The organism is Georgenia sp. G2120, assembly GCF_055326485.1.
Genome location: NZ_JBUZNL010000004.1, coordinates 70909 through 94472 on the forward strand (window position 1 = coordinate 70909; position 23564 = coordinate 94472).

The 23564-nt window shown below is 73.8% G+C and carries 17 protein-coding genes; 10 read left to right on the forward strand and 7 right to left on the reverse strand.

Annotated elements, in window-relative coordinates; translation table 11 throughout:
- Positions 1-191: 191 nt before the first annotated feature.
- The 3 genes from murJ to ACZLMO_RS05965 are packed head-to-tail and all read right to left on the reverse strand — an operon-like array spanning position 192 to position 5838.
- Positions 192-2891 carry a murein biosynthesis integral membrane protein MurJ gene (gene murJ / locus ACZLMO_RS05955; RefSeq protein WP_425714004.1) on the reverse strand — a complete coding sequence of 900 codons (2700 nt, stop codon included), beginning with the start codon at positions 2889-2891 and terminating at the stop codon, positions 192-194.
- Entirely contained in the window at positions 2888-5335 is a 2448-nt protein-coding gene (locus tag ACZLMO_RS05960) for a DUF6049 family protein (RefSeq protein ID WP_463653152.1), read from the reverse strand. Before ACZLMO_RS05960 ends, murJ begins: the two co-directional genes overlap by 4 nt.
- Positions 5332-5838 carry an NUDIX hydrolase gene (locus tag ACZLMO_RS05965; RefSeq protein ID WP_463653321.1) on the reverse strand — a complete coding sequence of 169 codons (507 nt, stop codon included), beginning with the start codon at positions 5836-5838 and terminating at the stop codon, positions 5332-5334. Before ACZLMO_RS05965 ends, ACZLMO_RS05960 begins: the two co-directional genes overlap by 4 nt.
- A gap of 218 nt (positions 5839-6056) precedes the next feature.
- Here ACZLMO_RS05965 and ACZLMO_RS05970 point away from each other — a divergent pair, with 218 nt between their 5' ends.
- Both ACZLMO_RS05970 and ACZLMO_RS05975 read left to right on the forward strand, forming a co-directional pair.
- Positions 6057-7484: a CCA tRNA nucleotidyltransferase gene (locus tag ACZLMO_RS05970; RefSeq protein WP_463653322.1), complete on the forward strand. Its 1428-nt coding sequence runs from the start codon at positions 6057-6059 to the stop codon at positions 7482-7484.
- Positions 7485-7622: 138 nt separating this feature from the next.
- Positions 7623-10511, forward strand: a complete 2889-nt coding sequence (locus ACZLMO_RS05975) for a cation-translocating P-type ATPase (RefSeq protein ID WP_463653153.1) — start codon at positions 7623-7625, stop codon at positions 10509-10511.
- On the opposite strand, the gene ACZLMO_RS05980 is transcribed toward ACZLMO_RS05975, so the two are convergent.
- On the reverse strand, positions 10508-11581 hold the full coding sequence (locus ACZLMO_RS05980; protein ID WP_463653154.1) for an inositol-3-phosphate synthase: 1074 nt from the start codon (positions 11579-11581) through the stop codon (positions 10508-10510). The two genes, ACZLMO_RS05975 and ACZLMO_RS05980, sit on opposite strands and share 4 nt — an antisense overlap.
- A gap of 248 nt (positions 11582-11829) precedes the next feature.
- On the opposite strand from ACZLMO_RS05980, the gene ACZLMO_RS05985 reads away from it, so the two are divergent.
- From ACZLMO_RS05985 to rplI, 5 genes are all read left to right on the forward strand, one after another.
- On the forward strand, positions 11830-14103 hold the full coding sequence (locus ACZLMO_RS05985; protein ID WP_463653155.1) for a transglycosylase domain-containing protein: 2274 nt from the start codon (positions 11830-11832) through the stop codon (positions 14101-14103).
- 234 nt (positions 14104-14337) lie between these two features.
- Positions 14338-14628, forward strand: coding sequence for a 30S ribosomal protein S6 (rpsF, locus tag ACZLMO_RS05990; RefSeq protein ID WP_425713998.1), 291 nt, complete (start codon positions 14338-14340; stop codon positions 14626-14628).
- 45 nt (positions 14629-14673) lie between these two features.
- Positions 14674-15267, forward strand: a complete 594-nt coding sequence (locus ACZLMO_RS05995) for a single-stranded DNA-binding protein (RefSeq protein WP_463653156.1) — start codon at positions 14674-14676, stop codon at positions 15265-15267.
- Between the two features lie 123 nt (positions 15268-15390).
- Entirely contained in the window at positions 15391-15627 is a 237-nt protein-coding gene (rpsR, locus tag ACZLMO_RS06000) for a 30S ribosomal protein S18 (protein ID WP_425713996.1), read from the forward strand.
- A 14-nt stretch (positions 15628-15641) separates the two neighbouring features.
- Positions 15642-16094, forward strand: coding sequence for a 50S ribosomal protein L9 (gene rplI, locus ACZLMO_RS06005; RefSeq protein ID WP_425713995.1), 453 nt, complete (start codon positions 15642-15644; stop codon positions 16092-16094).
- 102 nt (positions 16095-16196) lie between these two features.
- Here the strand turns inward: rplI and ACZLMO_RS06010 are convergent, their stop codons facing one another.
- Together ACZLMO_RS06010 and ACZLMO_RS06015 are read right to left on the reverse strand one after the other, a co-directional pair.
- Complete coding sequence (locus ACZLMO_RS06010; protein WP_463653157.1) at positions 16197-17474, reverse strand: MFS transporter; 1278 nt, start codon at positions 17472-17474, stop codon at positions 16197-16199.
- Positions 17475-17530: 56 nt separating this feature from the next.
- Positions 17531-18892 carry an MATE family efflux transporter gene (locus tag ACZLMO_RS06015; protein ID WP_463653158.1) on the reverse strand — a complete coding sequence of 454 codons (1362 nt, stop codon included), beginning with the start codon at positions 18890-18892 and terminating at the stop codon, positions 17531-17533.
- A 287-nt stretch (positions 18893-19179) separates the two neighbouring features.
- Between ACZLMO_RS06015 and dnaB the strand changes: the two genes are divergently transcribed.
- Positions 19180-20628, forward strand: coding sequence for a replicative DNA helicase (gene dnaB / locus ACZLMO_RS06020; RefSeq protein WP_463653159.1), 1449 nt, complete (start codon positions 19180-19182; stop codon positions 20626-20628).
- A 25-nt stretch (positions 20629-20653) separates the two neighbouring features.
- Here the strand turns inward: dnaB and ACZLMO_RS06025 are convergent, their stop codons facing one another.
- On the reverse strand, positions 20654-21112 hold the full coding sequence (locus ACZLMO_RS06025; protein WP_463653160.1) for a GNAT family N-acetyltransferase: 459 nt from the start codon (positions 21110-21112) through the stop codon (positions 20654-20656).
- A gap of 238 nt (positions 21113-21350) precedes the next feature.
- Here ACZLMO_RS06025 and ACZLMO_RS06030 point away from each other — a divergent pair, with 238 nt between their 5' ends.
- Positions 21351-22298: a mechanosensitive ion channel family protein gene (locus ACZLMO_RS06030; RefSeq protein ID WP_463653161.1), complete on the forward strand. Its 948-nt coding sequence runs from the start codon at positions 21351-21353 to the stop codon at positions 22296-22298.
- A gap of 103 nt (positions 22299-22401) precedes the next feature.
- On the forward strand, positions 22402-23433 hold the full coding sequence (locus ACZLMO_RS06035) for a GNAT family N-acetyltransferase (RefSeq protein ID WP_463653162.1): 1032 nt from the start codon (positions 22402-22404) through the stop codon (positions 23431-23433).
- The last annotated feature ends 131 nt before the right edge of the window (positions 23434-23564 follow it).

A 23564-nucleotide genomic window follows, 5' to 3' on the forward strand; every position in this document is an offset into this window, starting at 1 on the left:
GCGCCGCGTACCGGGTGGCGCCGGGCGAGGCGGGCTCGAGGGCGTGACCGAGCGCGTACCGCCCCGCGAGCAGCGGGCCGGGTGCGGTGCCCTGGTTCGTGTCCAGGTCTCCCCCTCGATCGTGGCGGGCGGTGCGCCGGTGCGTGGTCCTGCGCGAGTCTAGTTGCCGGAGGTCCAGCCTTCCGGTCGCCTCACCGGCTCGGTGGGTCGGAGCGCCTCGACGGCGGCTCGTCAGGCCCCCGCTCCGGCTCGGGATCGGCGGGTGGTGGGGGTGGCGGCGTCGGGCTCCCGGGTCCTCCCGCGTGGCCGCCCGACCCGGCTCCGCCGTGCCCACGCCCGCTGCCGTCGCCGTCGGTGGGACGCGCGCGGCGTGCGCGGCGCGGGTCGTGGGGCGTTCGTCCCTGCGAGTGCTCACCCGCGGGACGGACCGGGCGGACGACGGTCTCGTCCGGCGCGCCGTCGAGCGCGTCGAGGTGCGTGAGCGGGTCCAGCTCGGCCTCGGTCGGCGAGGGAGGTACGTGGCGCCCCGGCCGCTCACGCCGGTCCGCGCGCTCGCGTCGGGGCATCGTCGGGGACGCGCCGGTGGCGGCGCTCGTCGCCGCGGGCGCGGACGGAGTAGGTCGGGAGGACATCTCGTCCGGGCGGGTGCGCGGCCGGTCGGTCGGCGACGAGGTGCCCGACGACGACGATCCGCCCACCGGTGCGCCGGCGCCCGGTACGGCATCTCGAGGTGCGGCGGACCCGTACCCCGTTCCCGGTGCGACCGCGCCGGGTGTGCCGGTCCCTGGTCCGCCGACGTCGGGCGCGCCGGCTCCCGGGGTCTCGGGGCCCTGATCGGCAGCCTCGGGGCGACGACGCCGCCCCGGGTTCCAGACCGGCTCCCACGCGGACTCGATGTGCGGGGCCCAGGGCAGGTCGCGGGAGGCGTCGACCGCGTCGTCGGCCTGGCGGGAGGCGTCGGCGGCGGACCGTGCCCACAGCGGCCGCTCGTCGTCGGAGCGGGGGTCCGGGCCCCACGTCGACCCTGAGCCGGTCCCGGCACCGCGCATCCGGTGGTCGAGGACGTCGGCCTCGGCCGCGCCCGCGCCAGGACCGCCGGCACCAGGCGCTCCCGGGCCGGACACACCCGCGCCGGGCTCACCAGCACCGGTCCCGCCCGCAGGTCCGCCCGCACGGCCGCCCCGCAGCCCGGGGTTGAGCACCGCCGCGACCCACATGACGCCCGTGCGCAGGGGCCCGGGCAGGCGGCGGGCGATCCCCGCCACCATGTTCCCCAGCGGCCGCGCGACGACCTCGAGCTCGTCGACGTGCAGGGTGCGCAGCGCCACGAAGTAGCCGAGCACCATGAGGACGCCGACGAGCACGACCCGCAGGAACGCGCCGGGCAGGTCGAGGTCGGCCTCGTCGGTGCCGAGGAGGGTGAGCAGGCCCCAGCCGAGCAGCACCGGCCCGGCCGCGGCGATCGTGATCCGCACGTGGGCGCGGACCACGCGGCCTCCGTCGGTGTGGCCGAGCCGGGGCCGCAGGCCGAGGAACGACAGCGCGGCGCCGAACACGTTGGAGACGGCCATCGCCACGCAGGCGCCGACGAGCACCCAGCGCGGGGGCAGCAGCAGGGAGGCGAACGCGCCCACGACCACGACGGCGGTGAGCGGCAGCTGGAGGAAGAACAGCCGGCGCGCGTCCTCGAACGCGTAGTACACGCGCTGGATCACGGTGAACGCGCCCACGCCCACGAGGCCGAGCAGCATGGCCACGAGCACCATCGCGATCGACTCGACCTCGGCGAAAGCGGCCGCGGGCGTGATGACCCGGACGAGCGGCAGCGCGAGCACCATGAGGCCGCCCGAGCAGAACACGGTGAACAGGCCGACCACCCGCAGGCCGAGCGAGAGGTCGGCGCGCACGGCGCCCAGGTCCTGGTGCGCCGCAGACGTCGACATCCGGGTGAACAGCGCGGTGATGAGGGAGACGACGACCAGCGAGGTGGGAAGCGAGTAGAGGAAGTAGGAGTTCGTGTAGGCGGCGTTGCCGGCCACGTCGATCGCGTAGTCGCCCGCCGCCGACGCCGCGGCCGCCACGTTGGAGATCGCGAGCGTGGCGAGCTGCCCGACGAGGAGGGCGGCGAACACCCACATGGCCGTCGAGGTGGCGGAGCCGAGCCCGCGGCCGCGGAACCCGAACCGCGGCCGCAGCCTGACGCCCGCGCTCCGCAGCGGCCACAGGAGCACGAGTGCCTGGGCGGCCACGCCGGCGGTCGCCACGCCCGCGAGCAGGATCGTCCGGTCCTGCGTCCATGCCTGGGCACCCTCGGCGGTGAGGTCGGCGACCGACCCGTGCAGGCCGAGGAACACCACGAGCCCGATGATCGCGACGACGTTGTTGAGGACCGGCGCCCACGTGTACGGGCCGAAGATCCCGCGCGCGTTGAGCACCTGCCCCAGCAGCGTGTACATCCCGTAGAAGAACAGCTGGGGGATGCACCAGTACGCGAACGTCACCGAGAGCGAGTACCAGGGGTCCTCCATGCCGAACGCGAACAGCCGCACGAGCAGCGGCGCCGCGAGCGTGAGCACCACGGTGAGCCCGGCGAGCCCCAGCGTGATCGCGGTGAGCAGCCGGGAGACGTAGTCGTCGCCGCCGTCCTCGTCCTTGGTCATCGCCCGGACGATCTGGGGCACGAGGACCGCGTTGAGCACGCCACCGGCCACGAGGAGGTAGATGAGGTTCGGCAGGCGGTTGGCCACGTCGAATGCGTTGGACGCACCCGTGTTCGCCCCGAGGACCGCGACGAGCAGCACCGGGCCCTTGACGAGCCCGAGCACGCGGGAGACGAGCGTGCCGGCGAACATCGTCACCGACGACCCCGCGAGTCCTCGCCTCCCGTTCATCGCCCGGTCCTCCCGCTCCCGTGGTCCTCGTCGTCGGGCACGTCCGCGTTCTCGCCCGTGCTCCCGTCCGCGTCGGTCCCGACGCGGGGGACATCGTCCGTGACGGCCGGCTGTTCCCCGGTGACGTGCACCGTCGGCGCGCCGGGGTCCCCGGCGATGACGGGGGTGGCGTCCCCGGTCGGGACACGGACACCTCGGCGGATGCGCCGCACGAGCCCGACGACGACGAGCAGCGCGAGCACGAGCCCCGCGATCCGCACGCCGGTGCCCTCCCAGCCCGCGCGGACCCGCACGACGATCGTCGCGGCGTCGCCGATCTGGTCCCCGTCGGGGGTGACGAGCCTGACCTGGACCGGCAGGTCGCCGGACCCGATCGCGGAGACCGGCACGAGGGCGGTCTCCTGACCGCCGGCGGGGACGACGATCTCGACGCCCTCGGGCGCCTCGAGCCGCGGGTCGTCGGGGTCGACGACGACGGTCACCCGCGCGTCGGTCTCGCCGTCGTTGACCACCCGCACCGGCAGGTCGGCGGTCGACGCGATGAGGTTGATGGGGGAGGTGGGGGTCGCGCGGACGGCGTGGGTGGCCGTGGTCAGCGTGTCGAACCAGCCGCCGACCAGCGTCTCCCGGCTCGTCGGGTCGTCGCGCCACCCGGCCGAGACGGCGGTGCGCACGGCGAGCGCGGCGCTCGCGGTCACGGGGTGGGGCGGGTCCGTCATCGTGGCGACCGCGGCGGCCAGACGCTCGGTCGCCTCCGCGCGCTCGAGCTCGGCGCTTCCCAGCTCGCCCGCCCCGACCACCCGGTCGGGGAGCGAGAGCGGGTCGGTCGACGCGGCGGGGGCCAGCCGGAGCTCGGCGAGGGAGGTGAGCTCGACCCACGGCGCGTCCGCGAGCGCGTGCGCGACGTCCCCGACCGCCGCCGCCTCGGGAGCGGTGGTGCGGTCGTAGGCCAGGAGGAGCGGGCGCGGGTCGCTGGGCCGCTCGCGGAACACGACGGCGAGGTCGGCGAGGAGGAGCTGGCGGGCCTGGACGTCGGACAGGGAGGTCTCGTCGCCGGTGGACCAGGGCAGCACGGTGCCCTCGAGCAGAGCGCTCGCCCGCTCCTCGGTGACGAGCGCCGGCGCGGGGAGGGCGCGGGCGCCGCCGAGCTCGACGTCCGCCCGGCCGGACACGGTGTACGTGAGGTCCGACGCGGGCGTGAGGACGGGGCCGGGCAGCACGGTGACGCCCGCCGAGGCGTCGTGGGCGAGCTCGACGGTCTCCGTGTCGACCTCCTCGGTCGCGGGCCACGCGAGGGAGGGCACCACGTGGCCGGTGAGGACCCCGATGCGGTCGACCCCGTCGCTCGTCAGTCGCTGGGCGAGGTCGGGCCGGTCGAGGTGCGCGAGCGCGGCGAGGTCCGCGTCGCCGGCGGGCAGCGCGAGCAGGCGGTCGTCCTCGGCGAGCTCTGGCAGCGCGGTGCCGGCGGCGGTGCCCGTGCCGTCGAGGAGCACGGGGTCCAGCGCCAGGGTGGCCCCGGTGCCCGCGATCGCGTCCGCGAGGGCGAGCACGCCCCGTCCGGCGGGGGGTGCGTCGGTGTCGGTCGTGGTCCCGGTGCCGGCGGCGTCGCTCGGCGACTCCGCGGGTGGCACCTCGTTCGACGACGGCGCCTCGCCCGAGGGCGACTCCGCCGACGCCGACTCGTCGTCGTCCGGCGGGGGCGTCGCCGGAGCAGTGTCGCTCGCCGCGGGATCGGGACCGAGCCCGGGCACGAGGGAGTCGCCGCCGACGGTTCCCGACGTCGCCGGGACGAGGAGCCCCACGGGCAGCGGCTCGAGCGACCCGGCCGGAGCACCCCAGACGACGGCGGTGCGCAGGACCTCGACGACCTCGCCGGCGTCCGTGAGGACCACCTCGAGCCCGCGGGGACCCCACTCGTGGACGCCCTCGACCAGGCCGAGGTCGTCGGCGGGGACCTCGAGCTCGACCGTGCGGCTCTCGCCGGCGGCCAGCGGCTCGTCGAGCTCGACGGTCTCGACAGCCGGGTGGCCCGACGGGTCCTCGCCCGACTGCCAGGCCGCGAGCACGGACCGGGAGATGGGGATCGACCGGTCGAGGGCGAGCGTGAGCACGCCGTCGTCGACGTCGGAGGTGGGGGTGAGCGTGACGGTGACGGTGAGGTCCTCGCCGGGGTCGAGCGCGGCGGGCGAGACGTCGTCGAGACCGAGCGGCGGGGCGGGGTCCGCCGGGTCGCCGGGAGCGGTCCGGGCGGTCCTGGCGTTCCGTGGATCGTCCGCCGCGGCGCCCGCGTGCCGTCCGGAGTCGGCGGACCCGGGGGCACCTGCCGACCGGGCGGCGTCCGCCGCGACGGGTGCCGTGAGCGCGAGGGAGCACAGGAGGGTCGCCGCGAGCGCCGCGACGAGGGCTGCCCCCGCGGCCCGGCCCCGCGGGGCGTCCAGGGTCATGCCCGGCCGGCCAGCACGTCCCGCGCCGTGGCGACCACGCGCCGCTCGTTGGGGTAGGCCAGGCGGGCCGAGACCTTGTCCAGCCGCACCCACGCCACCTGCTCCGCCTCCTGGTCCGGGTCGTTCTCGATGGTCAGCGTGCCGCCGGTGGCCTCGAGGAGGTAGTGGTGCACCACCTTGTGGACGCGGCGGTCGGTGCCGGCGAACCAGTAGTCGATCGTCCCCAGGTGCCGCAGGACCCGGCCGTCGATGCCGGTCTCCTCGGCGATCTCCCGGACCGCGGCCTGCTCGGCGGTCTCGACGCCCTCGAGGTGCCCCTTGGGCAGGCACCACTCGAGGCGGCCGCCCCGGTTGCGACGGGCGATGACGGCGACGTACGCGACGCCGTCGGCGACCTTGACGATGATCCCCCCGGCCGAGGTCTCGTCGACCACGGGCAGGCGGGAGGAGCGGGAGCCCGGGGTCCGCACCCGCAACGGGCGGGGGGCCCGAGGCTGGGGTATCGGAGCGGCAGGCATACCGTCCACTGTAAGAGACTCCCGCGCCGGTCAGAAGGAGGGCGGGCCGGTCGGCAGGGGCGGGAACGGTCGGGAGGCGGTGCCCCGGTCGGCGGGAGGGCGGCCCGGGTGACCAGGACCGCTGCGGCCCGAGGTGGCGGCCGTGGCACCCTTGGTCGGTGCCGGACGACCTCCCTGACGACCTCGCCCTCCAGGTGCGCGCCATGAAGGTGCTCGCCGACCTGCCGCGACCCGTGCTCGACCTCGCCGCGCGGTTCGTCGACGCGGGCGAGGAGATCGCGCTCGTCGGCGGCCCGGTCCGGGACGCGTTCCTCGAGGTGCCGCCGAAGGACATCGACCTCACCACGTCCGCGACCCCCGAGGTCACCGAGTCCCTCCTGCGCGCCTGGGGCGCCCGCACGTGGGACATGGGGCGCGAGTTCGGCACGATCGGCGGCGCGCGGGACGGCCTCGAGGTCGAGGTCACCACCTACCGCACGGACGAGTACGAGGTGGGGTCGCGCAAGCCCGTCGTCGCGTTCGGGGACACCCTCGAGGGGGACCTGTCCCGCCGCGACTTCACCGTCAACGCCATGGCGGTGCGGCTGCCCGACCTCGCGCTCGTCGACCCGCACGACGGCCTGGGCGACCTCGCCCGCGGCCTCCTGCGCACGCCCGTCACGGCCGAGCAGTCCTTCGACGACGACCCGCTGCGGATCATGCGTGCCGCCCGGTTCGTCTCGCAGCTGGGCTTCGAGGTGGCCGACGACGTGCGCGCGGCGATGACGGCGATGGCCGCCCGCCTCGAGATCGTCTCCGCGGAGCGGGTGCGCGCCGAGCTCGAGCGCCTCCTGGTCGGCGGCCACCCGCGGTCCGGGCTCCGCCTGCTCGTCGACACCGGCGTGGCCGAGGTCGTCCTGCCCGAGCTCGCCCTCCTGCGCGAGACCGTCGACGAGCACGGCCGCCACAAGGACGTCTACGAGCACACCCTCACCGTCCTCGACCAGGCGATCGCGCTCGAGACCGGGCCGGAGGGCCCCGTCCCGGGTCCGGACCTCGTCCTGCGCCTCGCGGCGGTCATGCACGACGTCGGAAAACCCGCCACCCGCCGCTTCGAGCCCGGCGGGGGCGTCAGCTTCCACCACCACGAGCTCGTCGGCGCCAAGCTGACGTCGAAGCGGATGCGCGCGCTGACCTTCGACAAGCAGACGACGAAGGACGTCTCCCGGCTCGTCGAGCTCCACCTGCGGTTCCACGGCTACGGCGACGGGGCGTGGACGGACTCGGCCGTGCGCCGGTACGTCACCGACGCCGGCCCGCTCCTCCAGCGCCTCCACCGCCTCACCCGCGCCGACTCCACGACGCGCAACCGCCGCAAGGCCGCCCGCCTCTCGGCGGCCTACGACGACCTCGAGCGGCGGATCGAGGTGCTCGCCGAGGAGGAGGAGCTCGCCGCGATCCGGCCCGACCTCGACGGCTCGCGGATCATGGAGATCCTCGGGATCACGCCGGGCCCGCTCGTGGGCCGCGCCTACCAGCACCTCCTCGCGCTGCGGATGGATCAGGGGCCGATGGCGACCGAGGACGCCGAGGCCGCGCTCCTGGCCTGGTGGCGCGAGCAGCCCGAGTCCGAGGGCTCGCCGCAGGGCTGAGCACGGGGTGTCGCCGTCGGGCGTGCGTGTGCGGCGGCGACCGCCCGCCCCGTGCCGACCTCGGGCGTCGCCGCGGGTGAAACCGGACAAACGGCAGCGGGACGCCCGGAACCGGTCCCGGAGGAGGACGATGGGGGCATGGCGGACCCCGCATCCCCCGACCCCCTTCTCGCTACCGATCGACCCGAGGGTGCTGCGCGTCCCGGGATCACCGCGCCGCCCGGAACCGCCGCTCGCCCCGCGATCACGGACCCGTCCGTCCGTGAGCCGGCCGAGATCGCCGACCTCCTCGGCGTCGACCTCGAGACCGGCCTGAGCGACGCCGAGGCGGCCTCCCGCCTCGAGGCCGAGGGGCCGAACGAGCTGCGCGGCACACCGCCCACGCCCTGGTGGCGCACGCTGCTCGCCCAGCTGCAGGACCCGCTCATCTACCTCCTGCTCGTGGCGATCGGGATCTCGCTGGTCGCGTGGATCGCGGACGGTGCCTCGGGCGCGCCGGTCGACGCGATCGTCATCGCGGCCGTGGTCGTCCTCAACGCGGTCATCGGCTACAGCCAGGAGGCGCGGGCGGCCGAAGCCGTGGCCGCGCTCGGCCGCATGACCGCCGCGACCTCGACCGTGCTGCGCGAGGGGCGCCTCGTCGACGTCCCCTCCGCCGAGCTCGTCCGCGGGGACGTCCTGGTCCTCGCCGAGGGCGACCAGGTCGGCGCGGACGCCCGGGTGCTGACGGCCACCGCGCTGCGCATCCAGGAGGCCTCGCTCACCGGGGAGTCCGAGGCGGTCGAGAAGTCCGCGGCGGCGCTCGCGGAGCCCGGCCAGATCGGCGACCGCACGTCGATGGTCCACAAGGGCACCGCCGTGGCGCAGGGGGTGGGCCGCGCGGTCGTCACCGCCACCGGCATGGGCACCGAGATGGGCGCCATCGCGGACATGCTCGACCGCACCGAGTCCGAGCCGACCCCGCTCGAGCAGGAGATCGCGGGCGTCTCGCGGACGCTGGGGATCATCGTCGTCGTCATCGCGGTCGTCGTCATGGCGGCGATGCTCCTCGTCAACGGGATCGAGACCTCCGACGACCTCGTCGGCACCCTGCTCCTCGGCGTCTCCCTCGCCGTCGCCGCGGTCCCGGAGGGGCTGCCCGCGATCCTCTCCCTCGTCCTCGCCATCGGCGTGCAGCGGATGGCGTCCCGGAAGGCGGTCGTCAAGGAGCTGCACTCGGTCGAGACCCTCGGCTCCGCGACCGTCATCTGCTCCGACAAGACGGGCACCCTGACGAAGAACGAGATGACGATCGAGCAGGTCGTCACCGCCTCGGGGACGATCGAGATCACCGGGGTCGGCTACCGGCCCGAGGGCGAGGCCGTCCTCGACGTCGCCTCCACCGCGGCCGAGCACGAGGCGCGGCTCCTGCTCAGCGCCGGCTCGCTCGCGAACAACGCCCAGCTCGCCGAGACCGGCGGCGAGTGGCAGATCCAGGGCGACCCCACCGAGGCCGCGTTCCTCGTGGCCGCGCGCAAGTTCCCCGGCGTGACCGACGAGGCGAGCCGGTTCACCCGCGCCGCCGAGGTCCCGTTCACCTCCGAGCGGAAGAAGATGTCCGCCCTCGAGGTCGACGAGGACGGCCGGCGCGTCCTCATGAGCAAGGGCGGACCCGACGTCCTGCTCGCCGACTGCACGCACGTCCAGGTCGGGGACCAGGTCCTCCTCCTCGACGAGAAGAGACGGGCCGACGCGCTCGCCGACGTCGAGTCCCTCTCCGCGCAGGCCCTGCGCACCCTCGGCGTGGCCTACCGGGCCGAGGGTGCGGACCTGGCCGACGGCACGGACGCGATCGACGACGACGCCGAGCACGACCTCGTCTACCTCGGCGTCGTCGGCATCATCGACCCACCCCGTCCCGAGGCCGCCGTCGCGGTGCGGGAGGCCCACCGCGCCGGCGTCCGGGTCACGATGATCACCGGCGACCACCCCGCCACCGCGAGCCGCATCGCCGCCGACCTCGGGATCGCCGAGCCGGGCGCGGAGGCGGTCACCGGAGCCGAGCTCGCGCGGATGGACGACGAGGCGCTCGGTGCGATCGTCGAGGAGACCCGCGTGTTCGCCCGGGTCGCGCCCGAGCACAAGCTGCGCATCGTCGACGCCCTCCAGGCGCGCGGGCACGTGGTCTCGATGACCGGCGACGGCGTCAACGACGCCCCGGCGCTGAAGTCGGCGGACATCGGGGTCGCCATGGGGATCACCGGGACGGAGGTGACGAAGGAGGCGTCGACGATGATCCTCGCCGACGACAACTTCGCCACGATCGTCGCCGCGATCCGTCAGGGCCGCGTCATCTTCGACAACATCCGCAAGTTCCTGCGGTTCCTGCTCTCGTCCAACCTCGGCGAGGTCCTCACCGTGTTCCTCGGGGTGGTCCTCGCCGGCGTCATCGGCCTCACCGACGACTCCGGCGGGACCGTGGTGCCGCTCCTGGCCACCCAGATCCTGTGGATCAACCTCGTCACCGACTCCGCCCCGGCGCTCGCCCTGGGCATGGACCCCGAGATCGACGACCCGATGGCGCGCCCCCCGCGCCGGCCCGACGACCGCATCCTCGACCGCGGGATGTGGGCGGGGATCCTCTTCGTCGGCGCCGTCATGGCCGTGGTCATGCTGACGACGATCGACATGTTCCTGCCCGGCGGGCTCATCGAGGGCTCCGACAGCGTCGAGGTCGCCCGGACGGCCGGGTTCACCACGCTCGTGCTCGCCCAGCTGTTCAACGCGCTGAACTCGCGCTCGGCGACGAGCTCGGCGTTCCACCGGATGTTCGTCAACCCGTGGCTGTGGGGCTCGATCGTCCTCGTGGTCGTCCTCCAGGTCCTCGTCGTCGAGGTCCCGTTCCTCCAGACGGCGTTCGGCACCGCGTCGATGGACCTTGCCCACTGGGCGGCCTGCACCGGGATGGCGGCGCTCGTGCTCGTCGCGGTCGAGCTGCGGAAGGTGGTGCTGCGGGCCGGCCGGCCGGGCGCCGGCTCGGCCGGCTAGCGCTCGATCTCGCCGCGGATGAACGCCTCGACGTCGGCCCGGGCGGCTGTGTCCTCCCGCTGCTCGGGCGGCGACTTCATGAGGTAGGCGCTCGCCGCCAGCAGCGGGCCGCCGATCCCGCGGTCGAGGCCGAGCTTCGCCAGCCGGAGCGCGTCGATGACGATGCCGGCCGAGTTCGGCGAGTCCCACACCTCGAGCTTGTACTCCAGGGACATCGGGGCGTCCCCGAACCCGCGGCCCTCGAGCCGGACGTACGCCCACTTGCGGTCGTCGAGCCAGGCCACGTGGTCCGAGGGGCCGATGTGGATGTCCCGCGCCGGCAGGTGACCGGCGATGTTCGACGTCACCGCCCGGGTCTTCGAGAGGCGCTTGGACTCGAGCCGCTCGCGCTCGAGCATGTTGCGGAAGTCCATGTTCCCGCCCACGTTGAGCTGGAACGTGCGGTCGAGCCGGATCCCCCGCTCCTCGAGCAGCCGGGCGAGCACCCGGTGCGTGATCGTGGCGCCCACCTGGGACTTCACGTCGTCGCCGACGATCGGCAGGCCGGCGTCCGTGAACTTCTGCGCCCACTCGGGGTCCGAGGCGAGGAAGACGGGCAGGGCGTTGACGAGCGCGCAGCCGGCGTCGATCGCGGCCTGCGCATAGTGCCGGGCCGCCTCCTCCGAGCCGACGGGCAGGTAGCAGACGACGACCTCGGCGCCGGCCCTGCGGAGCTCGGCGGCGACGTCGACGGCCGCGGCGTCGGACTCCTTGATCGTCTCCCGGTAGTACCGCCCCAGTCCGTCGAGGGTGGGGCCGCGCAGGACCTCGACCCCCGTCGGCGGGACGTCGGCGAGGCGGAGGGTGTTGTTCTCGGACGCACCGATCGCCTCGGCGAGGTCGGCGCCGACCTTGCGGGAGTCGACGTCGAAGGCCGCGACGATCTCGACGTCCCGGACGTGGATGCCGCCGAGCTCGACGTGCATGAGGCCGGGCACCGTGCCGCGGGGATCGGCGTCTGCGTAGTACCGCACGCCCTGGACGAGGGAGGAGGCGCAGTTGCCCACCCCGACGACTGCCACCTTGACCACGACGGGACCTCCACCCCTGTTGCCTCCGACGACGGTAACCGGGCCCCGGCGCCGCGATCGACCGCATTCCGGCCGATCGGGTGTGGCGCCGCGCACGGCGCGGCCGGGCGCCCCGTGGCACGCGGGTGGCGGGTGAGGACCCGCGCGATCGTCGTCGTCGGCCCGTGTGATCGCGCACAGCCTCGCGCGCGGGGACGGGGACGAGCTCCATACTGTTGAGCTCACGTCACGACGAAAGGTTGGCGCGGATGTCGAAGGACACCACGGGCACCGCACGCCGGGCCCCCGAGGACAAGGGTCGCGTGCCGGTGTGGCGACGCATCCTGTTCTGGCTGGTCGGCCTCTTCATCGCCGGGCTCGCCGGTGCCGCCGGCCTGTTCGTCGCCGCCTACGCCTCGATCGACGTCCCCGCCCCGGACGACTTCGCCCTCGCGGAGGGCACGACCGTCTACTACGCCGACGGCGAGACCGTCATGGGCCGCTTCGCCGAGTACGACCGCAGCTCGGTCTCCCTCGACGACGTCCCGGACCACGTGACCGAGGCGATCATCGCGTCCGAGGACCGCCGGTTCTACGAGAACCCCGGAGTCGACTGGCGCGGCATCGCGCGCGCCCTGTGGAACAACATCCAGGGCGAGGCGCGGCAAGGTGGCTCCTCCCTCACGCAGCAGTACGTCGAGCGCTACTACACGGGGACCACGACGTCCTACATCGGCAAGTTCGAGGAGACGATCCTCGCCCTGCGGATCGACCAGGAGCAGTCCAAGGACGAGATCCTGCAGAACTACATGAACACCATCTACTTCGGCCGCGGCACGTACGGCGTGCAGGAGGCCTCGATGGCGTACTTCGGGCACGGCGCCTCGGAGATGACGATCAGCGAGTCGGCGATGCTCGCCGGGATCATCCCCAGCCCGTCCGCGTGGGACCCGGCGAACGACCCGGAGCGGGCCGAGCAGCGGTTCGAGCGCGTCCTCGACCTCATGCTCGAGGACGGGTGGATCACCGCCGAGGAGCACGCGGCCGCCGAGTTCCCCGAGGTCGTCGAGCCCGAGGCGAACGAGACCTACGCCGGACCCAACGGGTACCTCCTCGCGATGGTGCGCGACGAGCTCGTGGCCCAGGGCGACCTCACCCTCGACGAGATCGACACCGGTGGCTACGACATCGTCACCACCATCGACCAGCGCAGCCAGCAGGCCGCGATCGACGCCGTGGGGAACCTCCCGGAGGACCGGCCCGAGAACAACCACGTGGGACTCGTGTCGATGCGCCCGGAGTCCGGCGCGATCGTCGCCCTCTACGGCGGTCCGGACTTCGTCACCGACGCGCGGAACTCGGCCACGCAGGACCGCGCCCAGGCCGGCTCGACGGCGAAACCCTTCACCCTCGTGGCCGCGATCGAGGCCGGCGTGTCCATGGACGAGCGGTTCCCGTCCTACTCGCCGATGGAGGTCGAGGGCTACGACGTCCCGGTCAACAACTACGACTGGCACGACCGCGGCTACATCACCCTGCGCGAGGCGACCGCGCAGTCCGTCAACACGACCTACGCACTCGTCAACCAGCAGGTCGGACCGGAGACCATGGTCGACGTGGCGACCCGCGCCGGCTGGTCGGAGGAGACGCCCGGCCTCGTGCCGACCGTGTCCAACGTGCTGGGCCCCGCGTCCCCGACGACGCTCGACTCCGCCCGCGCCTACAACACGTTCGCCGCGCGCGGCGTGCGGCACGAGCCGTACATCGTCGAGGAGGTCCTCGACCGGGACGACAACCGGATCTACACCGGCGGCGACGAGGGCGTGCGCGCCTTCGAGGAGGCCGTCATCGACGAGGCCACCTACGCGATGGAGTCCGTCCTCGAGCCCGGCGGCACCGGCGCGACGGCCGGCGAGATCGGGCGGCCCGCGGCCGGCAAGACCGGATCGTCCAACGCCTACCGGTCGGCGTGGTTCGCCGGCTGGGTCCCCCAGCTGACGACCGTGGTGAGCATGTACCAGGTCGGCGAGGACGGCACCGAGGAGGAGCTGACCGGCTTCGGCGGCGTCGACCTCGTGGCCGGCGGGACCTTCCCCGCCCAGATCTGGCGCGACTACATGATGGTGGCCACCGAGGGCATGCCCGTCGTCGACCTGCCCGAGCGGCCCGACCCGGACGACCTGCCCGGTTCGCAGGGATGGAGCAACCAGACGCCGACGCAGGCGCCCGCCCCGACGGAGGTCCCCACCACGGAGGAGGAGACCACCACCGAGGAGGAGTCGACGACCGAGGAGGAGACCACCACCGAGGAGGAGACCACCGAGGAGGAGACCACCGAGGAGCCGACGACGGAGGAGCCCACCACCGAGGAGCCGACGACCGAGCCGCCGCCGGAGCCGACGCCCGAGCCGACACCCGAGCCGACGACGCCGCCCTCGACCCCGCCCGGCAACGGCGGCGGGAACGGCGGCGGCAACGGTGGCGGTAACGGCGGCGGCGGGAACGGCAACGGACGCGACCCAGGCGCGGGCGGCGGCGGCTGAGGACGCCGGACGCGGGGTGACCCGCGTGCCCGGGGTGAGTGCCGCCGTCGGGCGGTGATGCTCCCGGGGTGAGTGCCGCCGTCGGAGGTGACGGGCGGCACCAGACCTGCCTCTCCACGGGGTGCCCGGAGCGGGTACCGTTGACGGTCGGCCCCGGTACGTACCGGGGACACGCATGACCCTCCTGTCACGGAGAGACCGTGACCGCCCAGTCCGAAGGAGGTGGGGATACCCATGCGGCAGTACGAACTGATGATCATCCTCGAGCCGGAGGTCGACGAGCGCACCGTCGCCCCGTCGCTCGACAAGCTGCTGTCGGTCGTCACGACCGGTGGTGGCACCGTGGACACGATCGACATCTGGGGCAAGCGCCGGCTCGCCTACGAGATCGACAAGCGCACCGAGGGCATCTACGCGGTCGTCGACATGACGACCACGCCCGAGGTCGCCAAGGAGCTCGACCGCCAGCTCGGCCTCAACGAGGCCGTCCTGCGCACGAAGCTCCTGCGCCCCGACGCCAACTGATCCGACCGACAGCCCCCGTACCGACAGCCACCGTCAGGAGCTCTCATGGCAGGCGACACCATCATCACCGTGGTCGGCAACCTCACCGCCGACCCCGAGCTGCGGTTCACCCCGTCGGGGGCTGCGGTCGCGAACTTCACCGTCGCGTCGACCCCCCGCACGTTCGACCGCCAGTCGAACGAGTGGAAGGACGGCGACACGCTGTTCATGCGCTGCTCCGTCTGGCGTGACGCCGCGGAGAACGTGGCGGAGTCGCTGACCAAGGGCATGCGCGTCATGGTCCAGGGCCGGCTCACGCAGCGGTCCTACGAGACCCAGCAGGGCGAGAAGCGGACGGTCGTCGAGATGCAGGCCGACGAGGTCGCACCCTCGCTGCGGTACGCGACCGCAAAGGTCACCCGCACGCAGCGCGGTGGCGGCGGAGGCGGCTTCGGCGGCAACCAGGGCGGCGGCTTCGGTGGCGGCGGCAACCAGGGGGGCGGCGGCTACGGCGGCGGCAACCAGGGCGGCGGCGGCTACGGCGGCGGCAACCAGGGCGGCCAGGGCGGTGGCTACAACGGCCCCGCCGGCGGCAGCCCCGAGGACCCCTGGGCGACCCAGGGCGGCGGCACGGCGTTCCCGAACGACCCGCCGTTCTGATCGATCACCCGCCGAGCTGATCGGCGGACCGCCGCGGGTGCGGCGGACACACACATTCCACGAAGGGCGCTCGCGCGCGAGAGATGCGCGTGAGGGCCGGTACTGATCCACGAGGAGAACCCCATGGCGAAGCCCGTACTTCGCAAGCCGAAGAAGAAGGTCAGCCCGCTCAAGGCTGTCAAGGTCGGAAAGATCGACTACAAGGACACCGCGACCCTGCGGAAGTTCATCTCCGACCGCGGAAAGATCCGCTCGCGCCGCGTCACCGGCGTGTCCGTCCAGGAGCAGCGCCTCATCGCGAAGGCCGTGAAGAACGCCCGCGAGATGGCCCTGCTGCCGTACACCGGCGCCGGTCGCTGAGGAAGGGGATCGAGATGGCAAAGCTGATCCTCACCCACGAGGTCACCGGTCTCGGTGCCGCGGGCGACGTCGTCGAGGTCAAGGACGGGTACGCCCGCAACTACCTCGTCCCGCGCGGTCTCGCGACCCGCTGGACCAAGGGCGGCCAGAAGCAGGTCGACCAGATGACGTCCGCGCGCCGCACGCGTGCGATCGCCACCGTCGAGGAGGCGCAGGCCACGCGCGACCGCCTCCAGTCGGGCCCGGTCACCGTCAGCGTCCGCGCCGGCGAGGCCGGTCGTCTGTTCGGTGCTGTGTCGAGCGTCGACATCGCCGAGGCCGTCGTGGCCGGCGGCGGGCCGCAGCTCGACCGCCGCAAGATCGAGATCCCGGCGCCGATCAAGTCGCTCGGCGAGCACCGCGTGCAGGTCCGCCTGCACGAGGACGTCTCGGCCAGCCTGGTCGTCGAGGTCGTGCCCGAGGCCTGATCCTCGGTCGGCCTCGCGGGTCCGGTCACAGAGACCCGGTCCCGACGAGATCCACCTGTCCGACGCCCCCGGAACCCGCGCGGTTCCGGGGGCGTCGTGCTGTCACACGAGGGCGAGGCGGGTGGCGGCCGCCGCCGCGAGGCCGAGCGCGACGTCGAACGTGACGTTCCAGCCCATGCTCACGCGCTCGGCCTGACCGGGCGTGACCGCGCGGCGCATCATCACGGTGAGCGCCGCGGTCTGGACGGCGCCCGAGAAGGCTCCCACCAGCGTGGCGGCGACGACGAACCGGACCGGGTCGTCGTCGGCCACCGCCCAGGCCAGCGCGCCCGCCACCGCGACCGCGGCGACCAGCAGCGTCCCTGCCCCCGACCAGCGGTCCGCCAGCCACCCCGCGACCGGCCGACCGACCGCCACGGCTCCCTGGACGCTGAACGCGGCGACCACGGCCGCCGTCCCGCCGCCGGCCTCCGCCAGGGTGCCCGCGGACGTGAGCATGAGCCCGTAGGCGATCACGGCGAGCGAATGGATCACCAGGGTGGGGGCGACGACGCCGAACGGCCCACGCCGGCGGTGGTGTGCGTCGTCGTCGGCGTGGACGGAGCGCGGGCTGCTGCCGGGGTCGTCGGAGTGGTCGGAGCCGACGCGGTCATCCTCGGCGACGGCGACCCGGGCGGGTGGTTCGTCGTCGGAGAGGTAGGTCGTCGCGTCCCCGACCGCGAGGGACGCCTCGGTCTCCGGGGCGGGCCCGGTGCCGGAGCGGGGGAGCGTGGGGACGTGGTCGGTGGGGGCGTCGGTGAGGCCGGGGCGGCCGTGCTCGCCGATGCGCCGCGCGAGGGCCACGGGGACGAGCCCGAGCGCCGTGACCAGGGCGCCACCGGCCGCGACGCCGACGACCCCGACGCCGTCGGCCAGGGCGAGCGCGGCGGGGGCGGCGACCGTCGCGCCGACGGCGGAGGCGAGGCCGTAGATGCCGAGGGCCCGGCCGGCGGTGCGGGCGTCGGCGAGCTCGCGCACCCAGGCCGCGCTGGTCACGACGAACACGCCGAACCCGAGGCCCGTGAGGACGAGGCCCGGCCAGCCGCCGGCGAGCGGGAGCACGGCGAACCCGAGGGCCATCGAGGCGAGCCCGCCGCCCACCGAGCGCGAGCGCACGCGCATCCACCGGCCGAGCACCGTGACGAGGGGCTGCACCGCGATGACGCAGGCCATGAAGACGGCGGTGCGGGTGCCGGCGGACACGCCCCCGCCGGCGAGCGCGACCGGCGCCGAGGTGTACAGGCCGTAGAAGGTGCCGAAGCCGCAGGCCGACGCGATCGCCACGAGGATGACGGCGCGCAGGTCGGGGCGCTCGAGCCTCGTGCGTCCACCGGTGGTCATCCGGCCAGGGTGCCCGACGGGCCGGTCGCGATCAGGTGATCGCCCGGCGACGTCCGTCACCGCCCCTCCCCGAGGACCATCCACCGGGTCCCGCGCGAGCGCAGGTAGGTGGTGACGGCCCGCGCGCCCATGAACACCCCGGCGAAGGCCACCCACAGCCAGACGAGGCCCCACGTCCCGCCCGGGCCGAACGCGGCGACCGCCCACGCGGCCGGCAGGTAGACGACGAGCGTGACGATGCCGGACACGGCGAGGAACGGCCCGTCGCCGGCGCCCATGAGGATGCCGTCGAGGATGTAGACGAGCCCGGCCAGACCCATGAGCGCCCCGACGACGACGAGGCACCACACGGCCGCCGAGCGCACGTCGGGGTCGGCGGAGAAGATGCGCACGAGGAGCGGGGAGCTGGCGGCGACGACGATCCCGATGACGATCCCGGCGAGGATGCCCCAGCGCAGGCAGCGGCCGACGAGGCGGCGCACGGCCCCGGTGTCGCCGCGGCCGAGCCCCTGGCCGACGAGGGCCTGCGCGGCGATCGCGACGGCGTCGAGCGCGAACGCGCACAGCGACCAGATCGAGCTCGTCACCTGGTAGGCCGCGAGGCGCGCCGGGCCGAGGGCGGTGGCCACGGCGACGGTCACGAGGATCGCGGCCCGCAGCGAGAGGGTGCGGACGAAGAGGGGGAGGCCGGCGCGCGCGGAGGCGAGGACGCCGAGGCCGGAGGGGGCGAGCGGGACGTCGTGGCGTCGGGCGCCGCGGACCACCACGGCCGCGAGCGCCGCGCCCATCCCGAGCTGGGCGACCGCCGTGCCGAGGCCGGAGCCGACGATCCCGAGGCCGGCACCGTAGATGAGGATCGCGTTGAGCACGGCGTTCGCCACGGCACCACCGGCGGCGACGTACAGCGGCGTGCGGGTGTCGAGCAGTCCGCGCAGCGTCCCGGTGGCGGCGAGCACGACGAGCATGCCGGGCAGCCCGAACGCCGACGCCCGCAGGTAGGCCACCGCCTCGGACGCCACCTCGCCGCTGCCGCCGAGCGCGCCGACGAGCCAGGGGCCGCCCAGCAGCAGGACGCCCGCGAGGACGACGCCGAGCCCGACGGCGAGCCACATCCCGTCGATCCCCGCCCGGATGCCGCGGCCCCGCTGACCGGCCCCGACGAGCCGGGCGGTCGCGGCCGTCGTGGCGTACGCGAGGAACACGCAGACCCCGACGATCGTCGTGAGGACCGCCTGCGCGATCGCGAGCCCCGCCAGCGACTCCGTGCCGAGGTGCCCGACCATCGCGGAGTCGATGATGAGGAGCAACGGTTCGGCGATCAGCGCGCCGAGCGCGGGCACCGCGAGCCGAAGGATCTGCCGGTCGACCTCGCGCGGGGTCATCTCCGGCCCGACGCCGGAGCCCGGGTCCGCGGACATCTCTCCTCCTCGGGCGCTCGCCGGTCGGTACCCGGGTCACGGTAGGTCGGGCCCGAGGGTGGGGCGACCCACGCCCGCAGGGCGGGCGGTCGGACGGGCCGGCTTCCCTACACACGACTGGCCGGACTTCCTCCGTCCACACGACACGCCCGACTTCTTCCGTCCACACCCTGTGCGGGGAGGGGCGGCGTCGTCGTGCGTCCCGGGGTCCCTGGCGCCCGTCATACCCACACCTTTGTCCACAGCTGTGCACAGGCTCACGGTGTTGGTCCACAGGCCGTCCACGGATGTCGGCCGGTTCGTGCACAGTGTGGGTTTGGCGACGGGGGAGCGGACCCGTAGCGTCGCCTGGCCGGGCGTTCGACCGGGCACGAGAAGGAGCGAGCGTGGCAGAGGATCCGGGCGCAGCACGGGCCGACTTCGACCGGACCCCGCCGCAGGACGTCGCGGCCGAGCAGTCCGTCCTCGGCGGCATGCTGCTGAGCAAGGACGCGATCGCGGACGTGGTCGAGGAGGTCCGCGGCGTCGACTTCTACAAGCCGGCGCACGCCCTCGTGTACGAGGCCGTCATCGATCTGTTCGGGCGCGGCGAACCGGCCGACCCGGTGACGGTCGCCGCCGAGCTCACCCGGCGCGGCGAGATGACCCGCGTGGGTGGGGCGCCCTACCTCCACACCCTCGTCTCCTCGGTCCCGACCGCGGCCAACGCCGGCTACTACGCGCGGATCGTGCGCGAGCAGGCCGTGCTGCGCCGGCTCGTCCAGGCGGGCACCCGCATCGTCCAGCTCGGCTACGCGACCGACGGCGGCGACGTCGAGGAGATCGTCAACTCCGCCCAGGCCGAGGTCTACGCCGTGGCCGACCAGCGCAACGCGGAGGACTACCGGCCGCTGCGCGAGCTGGTGGACCCCACGCTCACCGAGCTGCAGCGCATCGAGTCCAAGACGGGCGACGACGGCGCCGTCCCCACCGGCTTCGCCGACCTCGACGGCCTGACGAACGGCCTCCACCCGGGCCAGATGGTCATCATCGCGGCGCGGCCCGCCATCGGTAAGTCGACCCTCGCGCTCGACATCTGCCGCAACGCCTCGATCCGCAACAACCACGCGTCGGTGATCTTCAGCCTCGAGATGGGGCGCACCGAGATCACCATGCGGCTGCTGTCCGCCGAGGCCGGCGTCTCGCTCAAGCACATGCGCGAGGGCTCGATGCGGCAGGACGAGTGGGAGCGGGTGGCCGGCGCGGCGAGCCGTTCGTCGTCGGCCCCGTTGTTCGTCGACGACAGCCCGAACATGTCGCTCATGGAGATCCGCGCCAAGTGCCGGCGGCTCAAGCAGAATCACGACCTCAAGCTCATCGCGGTGGACTACCTCCAGCTGATGAGCTCGGGCAAGCGGGTCGAGTCGCGCCAGCAGGAGGTCTCGGAGTTCTCCCGTGCGCTCAAGCTCCTCGCGAAGGAGCTCGAGGTGCCGGTCATCGCCGTCGCGCAGCTCAACCGTGGTCCCGAGCAGCGCGGCGACAAGAAGCCGATGATGTCCGACCTGCGCGAGTCGGGCTCGCTCGAGCAGGACGCCGACGTCGTCATGCTGCTGCACCGCGAGGACGCCTACGAGAAGGAGCACCCGCGGGCCGGCGAGGCGGACATCATCATCGCCAAGCAGAGGAACGGACCGACCGGCACGGTGACGGTGGCCTTCCAGGGGCACTACTCGCGCTTCGTCGACATGGGGCGGTGACCGAGGGCCGGCAGCGTCGACGTCATCAGACGTCGAGTCGGTGCGGGATCGCGTCGCCGGCCGGTCGGTAGGGCGTGAAGCCCATGGCCGCGTAGTACGACAGGGCGGGCGGGTTGTCGGCGCCGATGGTGGCGTCGATGTGCCGGAGTCCGGTGGCCCGGGCAGCGGCAAGGGTGGTGACGAAGAGGCGGCGACCGAGACCGCTCCGAGCGGCGTCGGGGTGGATGTGCGTGCCGATGATCCCCCACCCCTCGGTCACGTCGTAGGGGTTGCCCGGCCACGCCCGAGTGAGGGACTGGAAACCGACCACCGAGCCATCCCGCTCGGCGACGGTGCACGCGACCACGTGCTCGAGCCCGAGGTAGCGCTCGCGAACCGACGCGACGTCGACCGGGCTCTCCCGGAGGCCCGCGCGATGGATCGCGTTCTGCACCTCGGTCATGTCCTCGGCGTCGGAGGGCCGTGCCGGCCGGATCGTGGTCATGGGTCCATCGTGCGCGGGCCCGGCAGTCGGGCCAAGCCGAATGCGTCGCGGCTGGGGCGTGCGCCCCGGACGCGTTCCGCCCCGGCCCGGCGGAATTCCCGGTCGACGGCCGGATTTCTCACAGCAGTGCGCGGCGGCCGAGGATCGCGAGCGGGACCGGTCGTTGCGACGATGGATCTCGGAATCTCGCGGGCTCCAGACCCGAGCCACGTGAGCCCGAGACCGGAAGGGGCGACCCGTGACAGACATACCCGCGCAGGCCGGCGTGATCGGCGAGTGGTTCTCCTCGCGCTCGGGGGAGATGGTCTCGAGCCTCATCAACGTCGTCATCATCCTCCTGGTGGCGATCATCGCGCGCGCCGTCCTCGGCCGGGTGATCATGCGGCTCGCCGAGCGGATCGTCCAGTCGCGGCAACAGCTGGACCGGGCCGCGTCCAACGCCAGGCGCAAGGTCGTCAGGCCGGGCACCGACGAGACCGCTCGCGTCCGTCGCCAGCAGCAGCGGGCGCGGACGATCGGTTCGGTGCTGCGCAGCATCGCCTCGTTCGTCATCTTCGGCGTGGCGTTCATGATGATCCTGGGCGAGTTCGGGATCAATCTTGCTCCGATCCTGGCCAGCGCCGGCGTGGTGGGTCTCGCGATCGGCTTCGGCGCGCAGAGTCTGGTCCAGGACTTCATCTCCGGCCTGTTCATGATGTCGGAGGACCAGATCGGCGTCGGTGACGTGGTCGACGTCGGGGACGCCGTCGGCACGGTCGAGGAGATGACGATGCGGATCACGAAGATCCGCGACCTCGACGGCAACGTCTGGTACGTGCGAAACGGCGAGATCCGGCGGGTCGCCAACATGAACCAGGACTGGGCGAACGCGCTGATCGAGATCCCGCTCGACTACTCGGTCGACCTGCCCCGGGCGAAGCAGGTCATCGAGAGCGGGTTGGAGGAGTTCGCCACGGACCCGGAGTTCGCGGCCGAGATCCTCGACGCCCCCGAGGTCAGCGGCGTGACCGCCATCGGGAACGGCGCCGTGACGATGCGGATGATCATCAAGACCCGGCCCGGCTCGCAGTGGGCGATCGGCCGCGCCGCCCGCGCCCACCTCAAGGTCCGGTTCGATCAGGAGGGGATCCAGGTCGCGGTGCCGATGTTCCCGCAGAGCGGGGCCGGGGCGACCAAGCAGGGGTGATCGCGGGGCGCCACGGCACGGATACCTTCCCTGCCGTGCCCGACGCCGTCGGCACGACCGGATTTCGCTGGCGCCGTCCGTCCGGCCCGGCGACGATCGGGGCATGACCGCCATCCCCTACCCTCTGCGGACCGACCGGCTGACCGTGCGCATGGTGGCCGAGCGGGACGTCGACACGCTCACGGCCTACCGCAACGACCCTGAGGTCAGCGCGCTCCAGGACTGGGAGCTGCCGTACCCGAGGGAGCGGGCCGAGCGGCTCGCGGCCGCCCACGCGGACCGGACCGACGTCGTGCCCGGCGGCGGCACGCAGCTCGCGATCGAGGCCGGGGGCGAGATCGTCGGCGACCTCTACGTCGGCCTCGACGAGCACTCCGGGATCGCCGAGATCGGGTTCACCCTCGCGACGGCGCACCAGGGCAGGGGGTACGGCATCGAGGCCGCGTCCGCCGTCGTCGACGACCTCGTCGACCGGGTCGGTGTCCACCGCCTCGTCGCCGAGCTCTCCCCGGACAACCGCGCCTCGGCCCGGCTCCTCGAGCGGCTCGGCATGACCTTCGACCACTTCGCGGAGAAGTCCTTCTGGTGGCGAGGTGCGTGGGACGACAACCTCTACTACTCGATGTCCGCCGACGACCGCCGGGCCTGGCGCGACCGCCCGCGCACGCCGCCGACAACCGTCCGCCTCGTCGAGCTCGACCACGAGAGCGCCTGGACCTATCGCCGGCTGCGCACGCACCGCACCCAGGACCGCTTCGTCGCGAGCGTCGACCAGTCCTTCACCGACGCGCTCTTCCCCGAGCCGGAGGCCGGCCACCCCGTGGTCCCGGTGCTGCGGGGCATCGAGGCCGACGGCGAGCCGGCCGGCTTCCTCATGTGGGCGGACGCCGTCAACGCAGGAACGCCGGATCCGTACCTCTGGCGGTTCCTCGTCGACCGGCGGCACCAGGGGCGGAGCATCGGCCGACGTGCGCTGGAGCTGTGGACCGCGGACCTGCGCGCCGCCGGCCACTCAGCGGTGGAGACCAGCTGGGTCCAGGCCCCGGGCGGCCCCGAGCCGTTCTACCTGGGGATGGGCTTCGTGCTCACCGGCGCGTACGACGACGGCGAGGCCGTGGCCCGGCTGTCGCTGTAGGGGAGGCGCTGGTCGCTCGGGTTCGTCGCGACGCCCTTGTCGACGCGCTGGCAGAGGCTCTGTCGGTGCCCCGTCCACCTCCGACCGGTACGCTCGGTGTGGACATCTCCACAGCACGCTCGTCACGACGC